The sequence below is a fragment of the Sulfurimonas hydrogeniphila genome, from assembly GCF_009068765.1.
Taxonomy (GTDB): domain Bacteria; phylum Campylobacterota; class Campylobacteria; order Campylobacterales; family Sulfurimonadaceae; genus Sulfurimonas; species Sulfurimonas hydrogeniphila.
Genome location: NZ_CP035534.1, coordinates 35,890 through 52,806, shown reverse-complemented (window position 1 = coordinate 52,806; position 16,917 = coordinate 35,890). Strand labels below are relative to the sequence as shown.

General features: G+C 36.7%; 18 protein-coding genes and 1 pseudogene. 4 read left to right on the top strand and 15 right to left on the bottom strand.

Features of this window, described 5'->3' with window-relative positions; genetic code table 11:
• Positions 1-14: 14 nt before the first annotated feature.
• The 10 genes from ETP70_RS00270 to glmM form a co-directional block, all read right to left on the bottom strand.
• Positions 15-170: a Fe-Mn family superoxide dismutase gene (locus ETP70_RS00270; protein WP_283949348.1), complete on the bottom strand. Its 156-nt coding sequence runs from the start codon at positions 168-170 to the stop codon at positions 15-17.
• Positions 171-323: 153 nt separating this feature from the next.
• Positions 324-989: a glucosaminidase domain-containing protein gene (locus ETP70_RS00265; protein ID WP_151899289.1), complete on the bottom strand. Its 666-nt coding sequence runs from the start codon at positions 987-989 to the stop codon at positions 324-326.
• Between the two features lie 14 nt (positions 990-1,003).
• Positions 1,004-1,255 (bottom strand): hypothetical protein, encoded by a 252-nt coding sequence (locus ETP70_RS00260; RefSeq protein ID WP_151899288.1) that lies wholly within the window; start codon positions 1,253-1,255, stop codon positions 1,004-1,006.
• Positions 1,256-1,356: 101 nt separating this feature from the next.
• The gene (locus ETP70_RS00255; protein WP_151899287.1) at positions 1,357-2,865 is read right to left on the bottom strand and encodes a YifB family Mg chelatase-like AAA ATPase; all 1,509 of its coding nucleotides are present in this window, start codon (positions 2,863-2,865) and stop codon (positions 1,357-1,359) included.
• A 77-nt stretch (positions 2,866-2,942) separates the two neighbouring features.
• The gene (def, locus tag ETP70_RS00250; protein WP_151899286.1) at positions 2,943-3,467 is read right to left on the bottom strand and encodes a peptide deformylase; all 525 of its coding nucleotides are present in this window, start codon (positions 3,465-3,467) and stop codon (positions 2,943-2,945) included.
• A gap of 23 nt (positions 3,468-3,490) precedes the next feature.
• Complete coding sequence (locus ETP70_RS00245) at positions 3,491-4,528, bottom strand: GGDEF domain-containing protein (RefSeq protein ID WP_151899285.1); 1,038 nt, start codon at positions 4,526-4,528, stop codon at positions 3,491-3,493.
• Positions 4,529-4,537: 9 nt separating this feature from the next.
• Positions 4,538-5,128: an ATP-dependent Clp endopeptidase proteolytic subunit ClpP gene (gene clpP, locus ETP70_RS00240; RefSeq protein ID WP_151899284.1), complete on the bottom strand. Its 591-nt coding sequence runs from the start codon at positions 5,126-5,128 to the stop codon at positions 4,538-4,540.
• Positions 5,129-5,131: 3 nt separating this feature from the next.
• Complete coding sequence (tig, locus tag ETP70_RS00235; protein ID WP_151899283.1) at positions 5,132-6,430, bottom strand: trigger factor; 1,299 nt, start codon at positions 6,428-6,430, stop codon at positions 5,132-5,134.
• Between the two features lie 72 nt (positions 6,431-6,502).
• Positions 6,503-6,964: a signal peptidase II gene (gene lspA / locus ETP70_RS00230; protein WP_151899282.1), complete on the bottom strand. Its 462-nt coding sequence runs from the start codon at positions 6,962-6,964 to the stop codon at positions 6,503-6,505.
• Entirely contained in the window at positions 6,957-8,297 is a 1,341-nt protein-coding gene (gene glmM, locus ETP70_RS00225; RefSeq protein ID WP_151899281.1) for a phosphoglucosamine mutase, read from the bottom strand. Before glmM ends, lspA begins: the two co-directional genes overlap by 8 nt.
• 207 nt (positions 8,298-8,504) lie before the next feature.
• Between glmM and rpsT the strand changes: the two genes are divergently transcribed.
• Together rpsT and prfA are read left to right on the top strand one after the other, a co-directional pair.
• The gene (gene rpsT / locus ETP70_RS00220) at positions 8,505-8,765 is read left to right on the top strand and encodes a 30S ribosomal protein S20 (RefSeq protein ID WP_151899280.1); all 261 of its coding nucleotides are present in this window, start codon (positions 8,505-8,507) and stop codon (positions 8,763-8,765) included.
• Between the two features lie 12 nt (positions 8,766-8,777).
• Positions 8,778-9,845, top strand: a complete 1,068-nt coding sequence (gene prfA, locus ETP70_RS00215; RefSeq protein WP_151899279.1) for a peptide chain release factor 1 — start codon at positions 8,778-8,780, stop codon at positions 9,843-9,845.
• A 289-nt stretch (positions 9,846-10,134) separates the two neighbouring features.
• On the opposite strand, the gene dapF is transcribed toward prfA, so the two are convergent.
• The 3 genes from dapF to ETP70_RS00200 are packed head-to-tail and all read right to left on the bottom strand — an operon-like array spanning position 10,135 to position 12,037.
• A complete protein-coding gene (dapF, locus tag ETP70_RS00210; RefSeq protein WP_151899278.1) occupies positions 10,135-10,893 on the bottom strand; it encodes a diaminopimelate epimerase in 759 nt (252 codons plus the stop codon).
• The gene (gene coaE, locus ETP70_RS00205) at positions 10,890-11,486 is read right to left on the bottom strand and encodes a dephospho-CoA kinase (protein WP_151899277.1); all 597 of its coding nucleotides are present in this window, start codon (positions 11,484-11,486) and stop codon (positions 10,890-10,892) included. The genes dapF and coaE overlap by 4 nt, the downstream gene beginning before the upstream one ends.
• Positions 11,486-12,037, bottom strand: coding sequence for a spermine/spermidine synthase domain-containing protein (locus ETP70_RS00200; protein WP_151899276.1), 552 nt, complete (start codon positions 12,035-12,037; stop codon positions 11,486-11,488). The genes coaE and ETP70_RS00200 overlap by 1 nt, the downstream gene beginning before the upstream one ends.
• A 122-nt stretch (positions 12,038-12,159) precedes the next feature.
• On the opposite strand from ETP70_RS00200, the gene ETP70_RS00195 reads away from it, so the two are divergent.
• Together ETP70_RS00195 and purM are read left to right on the top strand one after the other, a co-directional pair.
• Complete coding sequence (locus ETP70_RS00195; RefSeq protein ID WP_151899275.1) at positions 12,160-12,360, top strand: YgaP family membrane protein; 201 nt, start codon at positions 12,160-12,162, stop codon at positions 12,358-12,360.
• Positions 12,360-13,358, top strand: coding sequence for a phosphoribosylformylglycinamidine cyclo-ligase (gene purM, locus ETP70_RS00190; protein WP_151899274.1), 999 nt, complete (start codon positions 12,360-12,362; stop codon positions 13,356-13,358). Before ETP70_RS00195 ends, purM begins: the two co-directional genes overlap by 1 nt.
• Positions 13,359-13,575: 217 nt before the next feature.
• Here purM and ETP70_RS00185 read toward each other — a convergent pair.
• Positions 13,576-15,201, bottom strand: a pseudogene (locus ETP70_RS00185) (IS1634 family transposase).
• A 222-nt stretch (positions 15,202-15,423) separates the two neighbouring features.
• Positions 15,424-16,677: an OmpP1/FadL family transporter gene (locus tag ETP70_RS00175; RefSeq protein ID WP_151899271.1), complete on the bottom strand. Its 1,254-nt coding sequence runs from the start codon at positions 16,675-16,677 to the stop codon at positions 15,424-15,426.
• Positions 16,678-16,917 lie beyond the last annotated feature (240 nt).

Here is a 16,917-nt window from a genome sequence, read left to right as displayed (position 1 = left end):
GGTGTTTTTATAAATCAGGAACCTATTTCTTCTTTCTTCTGCTCTTTATCTGCAAATACTTTTGAAGCATTGTCCCAGTTAATATGTGCCCAAAAAGCATCCAGATATTTTGCTCTTTCATTTTTGTAATCAAGATAATAGGCATGTTCCCAGACATCACATGTAAACAGAGGCGTTTCATGATGTAAAAATCATCTCAACTATTCCACTGCTTAATAAACTACTGCAACCAAAAAACTAAAATTATTTTAAATAGACCTCTATCATTTTACTCTTTGCCATAAAATTTATTCCGTAACCCAGCAGCTCCCAAAAATAATACTTTAGCGGTCATATTTCGTTAAATGATTAAACTTAATCACCTGGTTTAACACCTTTATATAATCCTCTCCCATTTCAGAATACTTATCAAGACCCTGTGTTATTTTATAGGGATCATCATACTCTAAACGCAGTTGACGAAGCCTGTGATATGCCTTTCCTGTTGCAATCATCTCAAAATAGGCACGTATAGCGTCTTCCAGTGTATCAAATTTTCTTAGCCATATCGTCTGTGTACCACCTCTTTTTCTACCTGCGGCAATACGTTTTTCATTTAAATGGGAACTCCACATTCCAAAAACATTGTTTGCCTCTTTGAAAAATCTCGAAGTAGCCCATGAACTTTCCATAGCAGCCTGAGCCAATACAATGCTTACAGGATGCGGTTTCAAACGTGCCAACAAATCCTCATCACTTGTCGCCTTATATTTTTTTTTCAAGAACTCAATCTCTTCTCTGTTTTCTTTATTCGCGATATCTTTTGCAATTCTTTTATATCTTTGCATCAGTTCATTATGTACTTTACGAATAATAGGAACCAGCAACATCAAAAATCTCTTTTTTTTCTCTTTTACAGACAGCTGATGTGTAGCTGCTCTCTTCTTGCTCTTTTTAATAATGAGACGCTCATCACTCAAAACAAGCAGAGATGGGCTTATACACAACATAAAAACAAATTTTATCACTTCTCTTTTTTTCCGAAATATTCATAGTCCATATATTTTATCCGATTTTTAATTTCAAAATACCTGGCAAAAAATTTTATTATGGCATATACACTGGCAATTGCTATAATCAGCACTGTAATATTAGCCGATACCCCCATAATAACTGCCAACTGATAAAAGAAACAGCTTGCAAAGAAAAATGCAGTTATCTGCAAAAATAAAAAAAAGATCGGTAATATTTTTGATTTTTTTCTTCTGTCATGCATATTTCTTTTCTCCTCTTCATTTTAAGCACACTCCATACAATACCAATCCCAACCATTGTAACTGAATGAAAGTAAAAGATATATAAATATCTTTTACTAACCTACCTTCTTCTGTATGAAAGAGCCTCAAGCATATGTTCTTTTTTAATCAAACCCGATTGAGACAAATCTGCTATTGTCCGAGCAACTTTTTGAATTTTTTTTATACTTCGAAATGACAAAGCAAACCTTTCTATGGCAGTCTGAAGTATTGTATTGGATGTATTATCCATCTTGCAAAATCTCTCCATATCTTTATCTGACAGATGTGCATTAAATACTTTTTGTCCACGTTTTTGGCAAAATATATGTGCTTCAATAACCGTTTTGTGCATTTCTTTTGATGAAAAACTTGGACAATCATTGACATTTACATTTTGCATCACCACATTTAAATCTATTCTGTCTAAAAATGGTTCAGAGAGACGGTTTTTGTATTTTTGTATTTCCAGATCACTGCACCTGCACTCTTTGTGTGAATCTAATAAATTTCCGCACGGGCAAGGATTCATAGCACCTACAAACAAAAACTTAGCCGGATATTCTACCTTTGAATTGACTCTTGAAATTCTTATTTTTGCATCCTGCATTGGTTCTCTGAGTGATTCCAAAACAGCTTTTGAAAAATGCGGTAATTCATCAAAAAACAGTATACCGTTGTTTGCAAGCCCTACCTCTCCTATTTTTGCCTTATGACTGCCACCGCCAAAAATACTTGCCGGTGTAGAACTGTGATGTGGATTTTTCAGTGTTCTGTGAGGTTTGAATTCCGGTTCATATCCCTCTAAAACTTCAAGCTTGGCAACATCCAGGATTTCACTCTCTGTCATGGGCGGAAGAATATAACGGAGTCTGTTTGCAATCATACTCTTCCCGCACCCGGGACTGCCTTCAAAAATAATATTATGAAACCCTGCCGCGGCTATTAAAGCCGCTCTTTTGGCAATTTCTTGTCCTTTGACATCGATAAAATCTTCTGTATACTCTTTTGTATAATAATACCTTTGTCCCTCTAACTGATAATACGGATAGCCAATTTCACTTTGTTCTATATTTGGCGTTGCAGTCTCCTGATTTTTCAAAAGACTGACAGCCTCATTGACACTTTTAACTCCGTAAAATGAAACATTTGGAATTTTTGACAGCTTTTGCAGTGATTCGTACGGCACAACAGCTTGCGATATAAGCCCCTGATTTGCCAAAGAAAGAATTAAAGGATAGAGCTGAATATTTTCTTTTACACTTCCGTCCAGCCCCAGTTCACCAAAGACAAACCAGCCGTTCAAGTCTGCATCACTCTCATTCAAAAGTATGAGCAAAGCCATACTCAAATCGAACTGTGAACCCGATTTTGCAAGTTCAGACGGAGCCAGAAGAAAAGTAATTCTCTTGGGAGGAAAAGAAAAATCATTGCTCAGGAGTGCAGATTTTACCCGCTCTTTTGATTCTGTAATAGCAGTCGATGCCATTCCTACTATAGAAAAGGACGGCAGCCCTTTCGTCAAAGTTGATTCCACATCAACGACTTTGGCATCTATTCCCTCATATGTTGCACAGCGAACTTTTTTCATTGAATCAACCTTCCTCTAGTTGCTTCTATCTTAGCTGAATGCTTTACATGTAAGGCATAATATGACAAATTGTCATTTTATTTGTTGTTTTTTTTCTCTTTTTGCATTTTTTTATACTCTTTTTCAAACTTTTTTCGTCTTGCATAGGAGAGTTTGTCTATAAATAAAATACCTTCAAGGTGATCCATCTCATGCTGAATAGCTATAGCCAAAAGCCCATCTGCTTCGAGTGTTTTTGTGTTCCCGTATCTGTCTTGATAATTTATAATAATATTTTCATATCGTTTAATATCTTCATAAAACTGGGGAACACTCAAGCAACCCTCTTGATAGGTTGTTTCTCCGCTTTTATGCGTCATAACCGGATTGATAATTTCAAGCAGGTTTTCAGGAGGCTGTTCACCCTCTTCATCAGGAATATTTAAAATAAGTGCCCGGATCGGATGTCCAACCTGAACCGCTGCAAGGCCTATACCGTTTGTGCTTATCATCAAAGGGTTCATGGCATCGAGCAATTCATGTAAAGAATCATCAAACTCTTTGACTTCGCAAGATTTTTCTCTTAGTTTTTTATCCGGATATTCTACTATAGTTAACTTCATCTCTTAAAAAATTTTCCTGCTTTTTATGATCTCAATGAGACAGCATAATCACTGTTTTTATCTTCATACGCTTTTTGGATACCGTCCATTGCACTGACTACAATCTCTTCAACAGAATTTTCAGGATTTACATCTGTCACACCGATAGAAATTTTTAGATGAATTTCTCTGTCTGCCAAAAAGAAATTAGAGTTTGAAACCAAATCACTTAGTCGCTCACTTGCCTTTTGGGCACTCTCTATATCTGTATGCTTCAGCAGCATTGCAAAGACGCCATTCCCATAATGTGCCACAATGTCGCTTCGTCTTGAAGTTTTTAAAAGCAGTCTTGCAATTGTTCTGGTCATCAGTAAAACCGCCTTATCATTGTTGACGCTTTTCTTGAGCTCACGAGAAAGTTCTATCATAATAAGAGAACTTTTATGATTAAACTCTTTAATAAGCCCAATTTCCTGCTCAATTTTTGTAAGCAGATAACGTTTGTTATAGACTCCGAATTGATTGTCAAATATTGTCTCATTCTCAACATTTTTAACAATTTTAGCTGTATCATCATAGATTGTTTTCATTTGAGAGCTTTGTGTTTTCAAAATAGAATTCAGTTTGGAAACATCCCCCTCTAAAATACCGATTATATTCACAGCCTCTTTTTCACTAGGTACATTACTGAGCTCTTTTTTTCTTTTTTCTAAAATTTTTATCATTAAAGACATATTTTTGTACAGGTTGGCTGTTACCGTAAGAATATGCTTGATGGAACTAAATCCCTGTTTAAGATTTTGTTCCAAAACAATAGTATTTTCATCATCATTGTTCTCTTCAAGTTCCAAAATAGAGTGTATCTGTTTCCGAAGATTTTCGCTTTTATCTTCCAAAAGTCTGTCAAAATAGAGTGAAAAGTTATTGGGAGTAGGCGGTAAATTGTCTGCAATAAGTGCATTTAAAACCTCTTTTGCATAAATTTCAATATCACTCGAAGAACTCTCTAGATCCAGTTTTTTTATGACAGTTGTCTTTGCATTAGAGTTTTTCTGTACTTTTGATTTTAATCCACCTGCCATATTTTCTCCCTACTCTTTGTCGTTCTTAACTAACACTTCATCAATCATGCCATAATCTTTTGCTTCTGCAGCACTCATAAAGTTGTCACGATCTGTATCTTTTTCAACTGTTTCAATGCTTTGCCCGGTATTTTCTGCCAATATTGCATTGAGTTCTTTTTTCATGCGAAGAATCTCTTCTGCCTGAATTGCGATATCAGTTGCCTGACCCTGTGCACCGCCTAAAGGCTGATGTATCATTATTCTCGCATGAGGCAATGCATAGCGTTTGCCTTTTTCACCGCTTGAAAGCAAAAATGCACCCATGGATGCAGCCTGACCGATACAGATCGTAGCAACATGAGGACGAATATAGTTCATCGTATCAAAAATAGCCATTCCCGCAGTTACAACTCCGCCGGGAGAGTTAATATAAAAATAGATATCTTTTTCAGGATCTTCTGCTTCAAGAAACAAAAACTGTGCAACTATAGTAGATGCCACAGCATCATTTACCTCTCCGCTGAGCATCACAATTCTGTCTTTTAAAAGACGGGAAAAAATATCATAAGAACGCTCACCGCGTCCTGTTTTTTCCACTACATAAGGAATATAGCTCATGGCTTACGCTTCTGACTTTTCATTCAAGAGAGCAGTTAACACTTTGTCTTCTACCATTGACATTTGAATTGCCGGAAGATACCCTGCCTCTTTATAATGCTCATATGCCTTTTGCGGATCTTGACCCATTTGCATTGCTTCATAGTAGATAGTCTGCATCACTTCCTGCTCTTCTACTTTTATACCCATCTCTTGCGCTAAGGCATCTATAATAAATGTAGCTTTTACACTTTTTACTGCATCATCGCGAAAGCTTTCACGAAGTTCTTCTAGCTTTTCAGGGTTTTCTTTAAGCTCTTTGATTTCATCTTCACTCATTTGCGATGCTTTTTTGTTAACAGCCATATCAATTTCCTGATCTACGACAAACTCCGGTAAATCAAAATCAATTTTTTCAACCAGCGTCTCTAAAAGTTTCGGTTTTAGCTCTTCATTGTAGAGTTTTGCAAGTTTTTCCTGCTCAAGTGCTTTTTTTACTTCTTCTTTAAGTTTTTCCAAAGTTGCATCTTCTTCACCAGGAAGCAGTTTTTTTGCAAGCTCATCGTCTATAACAACCTCGTCTTTTACTTTAATACCGTTTACTTTTACTTTAAATTCGGCATCTTTTCCTGCAAGTGTGTCTGAACCGTAGTTTTCAGGAAAAGTCACATTGATTGTAACTTCTTCATCTCTTTTTACGCCAATCAACTGATCTTCAAATCCTGGGATAAACTGTCCCGAACCAAGTTTAAGCTCAAAATTCTCTGCAGCACCGCCTTCAAAAGCTTTTCCGTCTATAAAACCTTCAAAGTCAATAACAGCAGTATCACCCTCTTTCATTTTGCGGTTACGCTTGATGTCAACCAAAGGCGCTTGATTTTCAGCGATTTCCTTAATTCTCTCTTCAACCTCTTCATCTGTCACTTCAGGTTTTTCAAAATCAGGAACAAAAGATTTTACATTCTCTAAATTTATTTCAGGACGCATAGCTATTTTTACGGCTACCTCTATTTTATCATCACTTTTCTCAAATTTAGAAATAGTCGGCTCACCAATCAAAGATGCACTGTCAATGTTTAACTCTGTCAAGCCTTTTGCAAGAACTTCACGAAGTGCTTCTGCTTCAGCATCTTCAACAAGTTTTTCACCATATTGCTTTTTGATAATAGCAACAGGAACTTTCCCTTTACGGAAACCTTGAACATTCGCAGTTTTAGAGAGTTGTTTCGCAATTTTTTCTATCTTTTCATTCACCTCATCTCTTGAGATTGTTGCTTCAATTTGAGCATTTGCACCATTAATTTTGTTTGCTTTGATTTCCATCAATTTCCTTTTATCTGTATTGTATACACCATTATTTTGGACAATCATACCAAAAATGTGCTTTTTTTGCGATTAATTTTTGCATAAATTTGGTTTGAAATTTAAAATAAGCAGCCATAAAACGGCAAAATCTATCATCACATCTGCAAAATTAAAAACAGCAAAATCAAATCCGCAATGCCAGTAGACCATATCTACAACGCCCTCATGAACAAACCTGTCATAAATATTGGAAAACGCCCCTCCAAGAAGTATTCCCACTGGTAAAGCATAACATAGCTTTTTGAGGTACAGTACATATATCAAAACACCACTTACAAGCAAAAGCTGAATATACTTTAAATACTCATTCAAAAATGCAAACATTGAAAAAGCCACACCCTTGTTGTAAACAAGTATCAGATCTATACACTCTGTATAATAACGAAAGCCCTCAACAAAGAGACTTTTAATATTTTGATCGATGATAAATACACCTGCGATACTAAAGAGCAATATCGCCAAGAGGCGTAACATTTTATTACTGTTATTCATTGAGCGCTTTTTTAAAGAATTCTACGATTTCATTCATTTTTTCATTCATGATATCAGCTTCTTTACACTCCAAAAGAACACGCAGTTTGTTTTCTGTCCCTGAGTAGCGGATCAAATGCCGTATTCCTTTCTTCTCTAAAGCATGCAACTTTTCATCCAGAGAAGCAATTTCACTTAAAGGCTTTTTTTTCTTTACATGTAAGTTCACAAGTTTTTGCGGATATAAAGGAAATGGTCGTAAAAGCTCTGAAGCTTTTTTCTTTTTATCATTCAATAAGGCAAGTAGCTGAAGTGTTGCTACAAGCCCGTCACCGGTTTTTGCAAAATCACTAAATATAATATGCCCGCTTTGTTCCCCGCCAAAGTTAATGTCCTGCTTTTTCATAATTGCCAAAACATGTTTGTCTCCGACATCTGATCGAAAAAGTTTCAAACCATTTTCTGACATGTAATCTTCAAGCCCCTGATTACTCATGACAGTCGTTACGATTCCTCCGCCTTTGAGCTTGTTTTGCTTATGTAGGTAAACGCCAAGTGCACCCAGAAGATGGTCACCATCTACTGCTTCTCCAGTTTCATCTACAACAACAAGTCTGTCAGCATCACCGTCAAGTGCTATTCCCAGATCGGCTCTATATCTGACAACACTCTTGCATAAATCTTTTGTATGCAAAGCACCGCAGTCTTCGTTAATGTTGAAACCGTTTGGTTTGTCATGCAGTACAATCACTTCGGCACCAAGTTCTTCCAAAACAGTCGGGCCTACTTTATAAGCTGCACCGTTTGCCGTGTCAAGCACTATACGCATTCCCTGCAGTGTCATATGCACAGGAAAAGAGTTCTTAAGCTGTACTATATATCGCCCTATCACATCATCAATACGTTTTGCTTTTCCTATTGCCTTGCCTGTAACCTGGGAGTTATTAAGAAGTGCATCGTTAAAATATATATTTTCTATCTCTTTTTCTGTCTCACTGGAAAATTTATCCCCGTGGGCGTTAAAAAACTTAATCCCGTTATCTTCATAAGAATTATGTGAAGCAGAAATCATAATCCCCGCATCACAGCGCATATTTTCTGTAATGTATGCTATGGCCGGTGTAGGCATAGGACCAACCTGAATGACATCATACCCAATAGCCGTCAATCCGCTTACAATAGCATTCTCTATCATGTAGCCGCTTCTGCGTGTATCTTTTCCTACAAGTATTTTATTTGTAACTGCCGACGATTTCAAATAAATCCCCGCAGCCATAGCAACCTTCATAGCAACCGGAGCACTTAAAAAAGAACCTGCCTCGCCTCGTACGCCGTCTGTGCCAAATAATTTCATATTCACTCCACTCAAAATATTCGATTTGCCGGTTTACTTGCAAGATTTAAAAAAAGAGACTCAGACCAAAAGGAGCATTCGCTCTCTTTTTTTGAAGCTTGAAAGTAAACATTCAGGACAATTTCAAGTATTTTACCACCCTTTAACTTAATTTTAATTATTTTTAAGGTAATATTTCGCACTTAAATTCCAAAAAGGACTCATTAAATGGCAAATCACAAGTCATCAATTAAGAGAATTCGCCAGACACTCGTTCGTACCGAACGTAATCGTTTCTATAGAACTCGTCTTAAAAATATCGTAAAAGCAGTTAGTTCAGCAGTTGAAGCTGGTAACAAAGAAGAAGCACAGGCAGCATTTAAAGTTGCAAACCAGCAAATTCACAAATTTGTAAGCAAAGGTATCTTGAAAAAAGAGACTGCTGCAAGAAAAGTAAGCCGTCTACACAAATCTGTAAACGCAATATAAGGCTAGCAACAAATGTTAGCAGATAAACTTACACCGTTTATCAACCGCTATAACGAACTTAGCGAATTGCTAAGTTCACCTGACATCACCTCTGACATCAAACGGATGACAGAACTTTCCAAAGAACAGTCTTCCCTTTTACCGATCGTTGAAAAGACAAAAGAGTACAAAGCACTTTTAGAAGAAATCAGTGACTCAAAAGAGATGCTCTCAGACCCGGAAATGGGTGATATGGCAAAAGAAGAGCTTAAAGAACTTGAACCTCAGGTTTCCGTTTTGGAAGAAGAAATAAAAATGCTCCTTCTTCCAAAAGATCCCAATGATGACAGAAATATCATTGTAGAGCTTCGTGCCGGTGCCGGTGGAGATGAAGCGGCAATCTTTGTCGGAGACCTGTTTGATGCCTATACACGCTATGCAGATTTAAAAGGCTGGAAAATAGAACTTTTAAGCAGTTCTCCTTCAGATGCAGGCGGATACAAAGAGGTTATAGCACTTATAAAAGGGGAACAGGTTTACAGCAGGTTGAAATACGAAGGCGGTACACACAGGGTGCAACGCGTGCCTCAGACAGAAAGTCAGGGCCGGGTACACACCTCTGCAATCACAGTTGCAGTTATGCCTGAGGTTGATGATGTTGAAATTGAAATTAACGAAAATGATTTAAAAATAGATGTGATGCGCTCATCAGGTTGTGGAGGACAGTCTGTCAACACTACCGACTCGGCTGTTCGCATTACTCACCTGCCTACAGGTCTGGTTGTCACTAATCAGGATCAGAAATCACAGCATAAAAACAGAGAAAAAGCAATGAAAGTACTCAAAGCCAGACTTTATGACCTTGAGATGCAAGAAGCGCAAGCCGAAGATGCTGCACAACGTGCCGCACAGGTAGGTACCGGTGACAGAAGCGGAAGAATCAGAACATATAACTATCCGCAGAACCGTATCAGTGATCACAGAATCAACTTGACACTTTACAGACTCAATGAAATTATGAGCGGCGGACTGCTTGATGAAATCATCGAGCCGCTTATTGCAGACCATCAGGCAAAAATCGTAGAGGCTGCAGGGCTCTAAAGGGCTTTGCTTTAACTTCGTTAACAAAGCTTGCAAATAGCTTTACAAGCTTACATGTAAAGCCGATGCAGGTACTGAAACCCAGAATTCAATGCTTATTCCGTTAAGTTTCATCGACTTTTTCAGAACCCAAACTTCAGTCTGGGCTGAAAGTGGCAGAAAAGTTGCAGCAGTCGGCACTGAAGTACCGATTCCTAAAAATGTACAGGTTAGGCTCAACGCTCCCTCGGAACCCGTACGTTCTATGCTAAAGCCTCAAGCTTATAAGCTTTACATGTAACCTAGCAATCTAAACTTCCCACTCTGTTTCAAAAGTTTTTTTCACACGCCCCTTAAAAGTAATCGTTTTTTCATTTACACCCAAATAGAGTGTATCGCCACTTGTCGGATAAACCTCAATATTGTTTTTGACTTTGCCCTCTTTGTAAGCTCTGTAAAAGCAGGCAGCCATTCCTGTCCCACAGGCCAATGTTTCATCTTCCACACCGCGTTCATAAGTACGGACTCTCAAATTGCCGCTTTCTACATGCATAATATTGACATTTGCATTATAAACATAGCGAAGTTCTCTTGCCTCTTCTGTGTCAAAATCTTCTATAGAGTCGGTATATCGTACCAAATGCGGCACACCTGTATTTATCAGCCACCAAGAGTGTCCGCCAAATTCTATACCGGTTTCAAGAATCTCAGGAGCTGTCAGTTCGCTTGTCACCATAGCATTTTTGGGAGTATTTTCTTCGACTTCTGCGCCAATAACACCGGCTCCTGTCATAAACTGCATTTTTGCAGGTGCAAGGTTATGATTGTACGCATAATGGGCACATGCCCGACTGCCATTTCCGCACATATCCGCATGACTTCCGTCAGAATTATAAAACTCCCATTCAAAATCATACTTTTCATGAGGCACGATGACTATCAGTCCGTCTGCTCCGATGCCCTCTTGACGATGGCATAAGACTTTTGCAAGCTCGTTGCGCTCTTGTTTTTTATCATCATGAAATATTACAAAATCATTTCCGTTTGCACTGTATTTGCTTATTTTCATTTTTTGTATATCTCCTTTATCTTCTCTACAAATTGCTCTACCTCATTTTGCAGATGTTTGAGATTTTTTGAATTGTCTATAATCCAGGTCGCTTTGTTTTTTTTCTTATCAATCGGCATTTGTGAAGCAATTCGCTTCAAAGACTCCTCTTCTGAGTAACCGTTACGTTTCATAAAACGCTCAAGTTGAATATCTTCAGGAGTATAGACTACAACACTCTCTTTTATATCATAATTGGAATTTTCAAAAAAAAGCGGGATATCTATAAGATAGGGGAATTGAAATTTATCCTGCTTTTCACTGCGTTTTTCTATTTCAGCCTGTATTTTAGGATGCAGATACGCTTCAAGTGTTTTTTTCGCGGCAGGATGAGAAAAAATATAACTTCCTAACTTTGTTCTGTCTACTTTTGTACCGTTTACATACTTACTTCCAAAAGTTTCTATCACCCATTCTACAGAGTCATCGAGAATTTCATGTGAAATCGTATCTGCATCAATAACCCGCATTCCGTTCAGTGCCAACAGTGAGGCTACTGTACTTTTTCCAGTAGCAATACCGCCTGTCAGTGCAATAGCATACTCATAAGCCATTAGTTTTTAATAATGCCCAGATACTCTTTTCTCACATTGTTTCCGGTAGCAAAAGCAGCAGGATGAATATCACAGTTGTAATATTCTAAACCGTCAAGAAGATCTGTTCTTTGTAAAATTATATCTGCTGTTGGATGATACTCTTTTGATGCCAAAAGAGCTGTTTTTCCATTACCTAAGTTATATGGCATAATGATTTTTGCATATTTGCCTAAAATTTGCATAATTCTTTTGTTTTCAGGTACATCATCCAAAGAAGGGTGCGCTGTTACCAAAAGTCCCTCTTCGTTTAACACACGATTAAAATGCGCTAAAACTGCAGCATCTGTCTCAAGTTCTGAGATCACTACATCATATTTGTCATCGGCAACCTCACGGAGCAAATTTATATCTGCTGAAATTACATCACAATTAATATCATCATATTTATATTTTTGTATCTCTTGCACAAAGCCTGCCGAGTTTGAACTGATGATTAAAACATTGTTTGGCTCTTTATGTGTACACAATGGCACATGCACCATCATTTCGTTATATATAAAATCTTTCATTCTTAAATTCCTGTTATGGGCTTTGCCCGTAGATTAATTAAAAGCGATTTTAGCATATTTGGATTAATTTTACTTAATATCGCTATAATTACATAATATTTATAAAAACTTAAAGGTATAAAATGGATTATAACAAAATTAGAAAGTTTTGCAGAGTGTTTCGCATTGCACTTGGTCTTGCTCTCATTATTGCAGGCTTAATCACAGGCATAGTATGGTTCTATCTTGGACTTATTCCTCTCATTGCGGGCTTGACTAACTTCTGTCCACTTTGTATCATTTCAAAAAAATGTGATTTACCACAAGATTCGGAGTCAAAATAATGAGTCAAATTTCGTATAAAGACGCGGGTGTAGATATAGATGCAGGAAACAGTTTTGTAGAAAATATAAAACCTCTTGTCAAAAGTACAAAAGTTCCAGGAGTCCTTGGAGGCATCGGCTCATTTGCCGGTGCCTTTGAATTGCCAAAAGGTTTTAAAGAGCCTGTCATGCTTGCGGCAACCGACGGTGTCGGCACAAAACTCAAACTTGCCATTGACAGCGGTATTCACAATACCGTAGGTATTGATTTGGTTGCAATGTGTGTCAATGATTTAATCTGTAACTTTGGAACTCCGAGTTTCTTTCTTGATTACTATGCAACCGGAAAACTCGATGTAAATGTAGCAACCAATGTCGTTGCAGGCATAGCAGAGGGATGTATCCGCAGTGAATGTGCACTTATTGGAGGAGAAACAGCTGAAATGCCGGGAATGTACTCCGAAGATGACTATGACCTTGCCGGTTTTGCAGTCGGTGTTGCAGAAAAATCTGAAATGGACAGAGTAAGCTTGGTTCGTGCAGGACACAAACTTATAGCACTTCCAAGTTCCGGACTGCATTCAAACGGTTTTTCTCTTGCAAGAAAAGTGCTCTTTGAAAAAATGAACTTAGATTTCAATGATGATTTCAACGGTAAACCGCTGATAGAGACACTTTTAGAGCCGACAAACATCTATGTGAAAACATTCAAAGCACTTAAAAACGAGATAGTAGCTATGGCACATATTACAGGCGGAGGCATTGTAGAAAATCTTCCACGTGTACTGCCTGAAAACTTAATGGCAGAAGTAAAAGAAGATGCTATCAGGGTTCTTCCTATCTTTGAACTTATGAGCGAGCATGTAGATCGTGATGAGATGTTTAGAGCATTCAATATGGGTGTAGGCATGATACTTGTCGTTGAAGAAGCGAATGTTGAGAAAGTCTTGGCATCTGCCGAGGGATCTTACCTGATTGGAGAGATAAAAGAGGGCAAACGCGAAGCCAAGCTTGTATAGCTTTTTTTATTAAAATTAGATATTATATATATCAAAGAAACTCTACATCCTTCGGAATCGGCACATAAGTGCCGACTGCTGCAACTTTTTTCTGTCACTTTTCAGTCCATACTAAAATATAAATTCCGAGAAGTCGTTGAGTTTTTAATGGAATTAAAGTTATATATTGGGTAGTAATCTCAAAAAATTCCTGACTTCCGCGATAAGGCACACATTTTCAATTTTCAAAAATATCAAGGATTTGCTTCTGAATCGGTGATGGATTTATAGGCAGTAATTCATCATCAATTTTTAAAGCTGTAATATGTTCAATAATTTTTCTTAGTAATTTCTGCGAGAACTTAAATCTGACATCATGCAACTTTAATCTTCTTTCAAACTCTTTGTAAACTGCATATGATACAAACGAAATAAGCACATGTGCTTTTATTCTCTCCTCAACGCGATGGTATATTGGCCGAATGCGTAAATCTGTTTTTGAGATTCTAAAAGCTCTCTCAACATCATACTGATTCTGATAATGTGCTATAACATCATTGGCATTGAGTGAAAAATCATTTGTTGCAAACCCTTTGATTCCATCAAGCTTTTCATCTTGAATAATTTTTTGAGGATTGAGTTTGTATTTAATACTGCACTTCTCATCTATATCCAAATATTTTGCATAGTAGGAGAGCTTTAGATCGCTTTTGGTGATATTTTTATCAGATAACCTCTGTTTGATTTTTTCTAACGCTTTTTCTCTTGTTCTTTTATCTTTTTTAGCTCTTTTGGAGGAGTAGGTAAGAATCAGTTTCTGTCTGATAGGGAGTTGCTGTTTATTGCCAAATTCATCTATATAATTTATCGTTTTATCTATATCAATGGTATGGATAGCCCCATCATCAATAAATGTCAAATTTGCAATTTGCTCTTTGAGTACATTGTCAATATTTTTGATTTTATAGGCAAGGATATATTTATAACCGTTATTCTCTAAAAAAGCAATATTTGCATGGGTGAGCATCCCTCTATCAGCAACTACTATCGGTTTTTCTTTGAGTTGAAACCGTGTTTGAAACTTTTGAAGTATATCTATAAGGGTATGCCCTTCATATTTATTTCCCTCGTATATTTCAAAGCTCAGTGGATACCCTTCTAGAGTTGTAAAAAGACCAAGGAGTATTTGGGGACGGGCAAGTTTTCCCTCTTTGGAAAAACCGATTCTTCTTAAATCATCTTCACTCTCACTTTCAAAGTAGAGTGTTGTTACATCATAGAAAGTTACAGTGATAGTTCCTGACATCACCTTTTGGGTGTGTTCAAATACACATTGCTATATTTGTGTCTTTATCTCCTCTTGATAGATAGTATCCAAGAAGCGATAAATTGTATCTGTTGTCATCTCTTGATGTTTGAAGTAGTCCAAATAGTGTATCAGCTCCAATTTGCTGCCGGGGTAGAGTATTCTTGATATTACCAATGAGCGAAATAAAAACTGTTTTTCTGAAACTTTACGAATGGATGTTGTTTGTAACTTTTCAAAAACTTTATTACACCCTATATCATCAAACAATCTCCCAAATATTAACTCATCACCAATAGGTATAAAATCTTGTGTTGTATATTCTGCAAGCAGCTTTTTTAACAACTCTTTTTTACTGTTAGTTTGTAAAAAATAGAAAAGATTATACTCAAGTTCATCAATACGCCCCAGTGCTTTTTGGTAAAGTTGCTCAATCTCATCTGGATCTTTACTGCTACCCAAAGTTTCAACTACTTTATAGCCTCGATTGCTTCTGTCAACAATATGAATACTGATACTTCCACTGCTATTTTTCTTTTTTCTGACTTTTAATCCCATATAAAATGATAACAAATTCTATGAATATATTCCCGAGGCACACAAATCGTGCCTTTTTATCCTCTGAAAGTACCTATTTTACGAGGTTAAGTTTTATTTAAAAAGTTATCGCGGAAGTCAGGAATTATGCTAACAGATCAGAAAATAAGATTAAAATAATAGAAAGAAGAAAAGAACACCGCCAAAAGGCGATGTGAAAAGAGAACTGTTAATTTTCTTTTTCTAGAAGTTATAGTTCAGTTGTACACTTACACCATCTTGAGAGTGTTTTGTTGTAATATCTTGAGCTGCAAAGTTTTTATAAGTATTTGTAACTTCAGGTGCATATGTATATGCTACATCTACTGATGCTTTATTACTTATATCATAAGAAGCACCAATTGCATAGTGAGATTCAACAATACCTGGAAAACCAAGAAGATTAAAAGTATTGACTGTACCTGGCTGTAATCCAGCACTATTTGGAATATCAGTTGCAGGATTCACAACAGTTTTTTCGCTAATAGGACTTGAAGCATAATTATAACCTAAACGCACTGCCCAACCTTTTGTATTATACTCATAACCTAAAGCAATTACATTTTGATCATCCCATTCAAAATCTTTATATCCTTTCGCATCAGACCATTTAATTTGCTTATAATCAACAGCTACAGTATGCTCGCCCATATTATAACTTGCACCTATACCAATCTCAGCTGGTGTGGAAAGTTTATTGTTATTATATCCAGTTGCAGTAAAAGGACTAACAACTGTATCAAACCCTTTATATTCCATATCAATTCTAGATTTATAAATTGCTCCAACTGTAAAACCAGACATCGTATAAGCTAAACCTATGTTGTAACCAAATTTTAAATCTTGAGCAACACCCATTCCGATTGTATCTCCCGCAGCATTTGGATCTAAAGGATTAGGGCTACCTGGATACTCATAATTAATATCCAAAGAACCATATTGCAAAATTGGTGTAACAGCTACACTAAAACCATTTGTAGTATATGCCAATGGCACACCAAACTGCATTAATTGAAGATTGGTAACCATTTGCATTTGAGTACCACCTGCTAATACAGAGTTGGCATCACGATAGTCAACACCCATACCGCCAGTTCCCCACATACCAATACCAACATAAAAATTATCGTTGATTTTAGTTGCCAAAGAAACTTCAGGTATAACATTTAAATTAGCATCACTGTCAAATGATGAAGCTCCAAAACCAATATTATTTTCATTTTTTACATGTGGCATAAAAATTGTACCACCGAAAGAAATCTCAGTTCCTTTCACAGAAGTAATTAAAGCAGGATTTGAAAGAGCAGATTCTGCACCATGGCTTATACCAATACTCGTTCCTGCCATACCACGAGATTTTGCACCCGTACCTATTAATGCTGCACCGTTCGTTGCAAATGCAGAAGTTGCACCTAAAGCTAATGCAGCTACTACTGCTAATTTAATTGTTTTTTTCATTTTCTCTCCTTAAGAGTATGTCAAATTTTTGAGATAGCCAAAGCTATTTCGACTGAAAGTATTATATGGGATAAAAAATTAATTGCATCTTAAGAAGAGAAACATAGGTATCATAAAAACTTATAGATTAAATCATTATAGTTCATTGTATAACAAAAATCACTGAGGAACATAATAAAATATTATAAAAATGGAAGAAATAGAGAAAATATCAGCTGTATTAATAGTAAATATCACTAT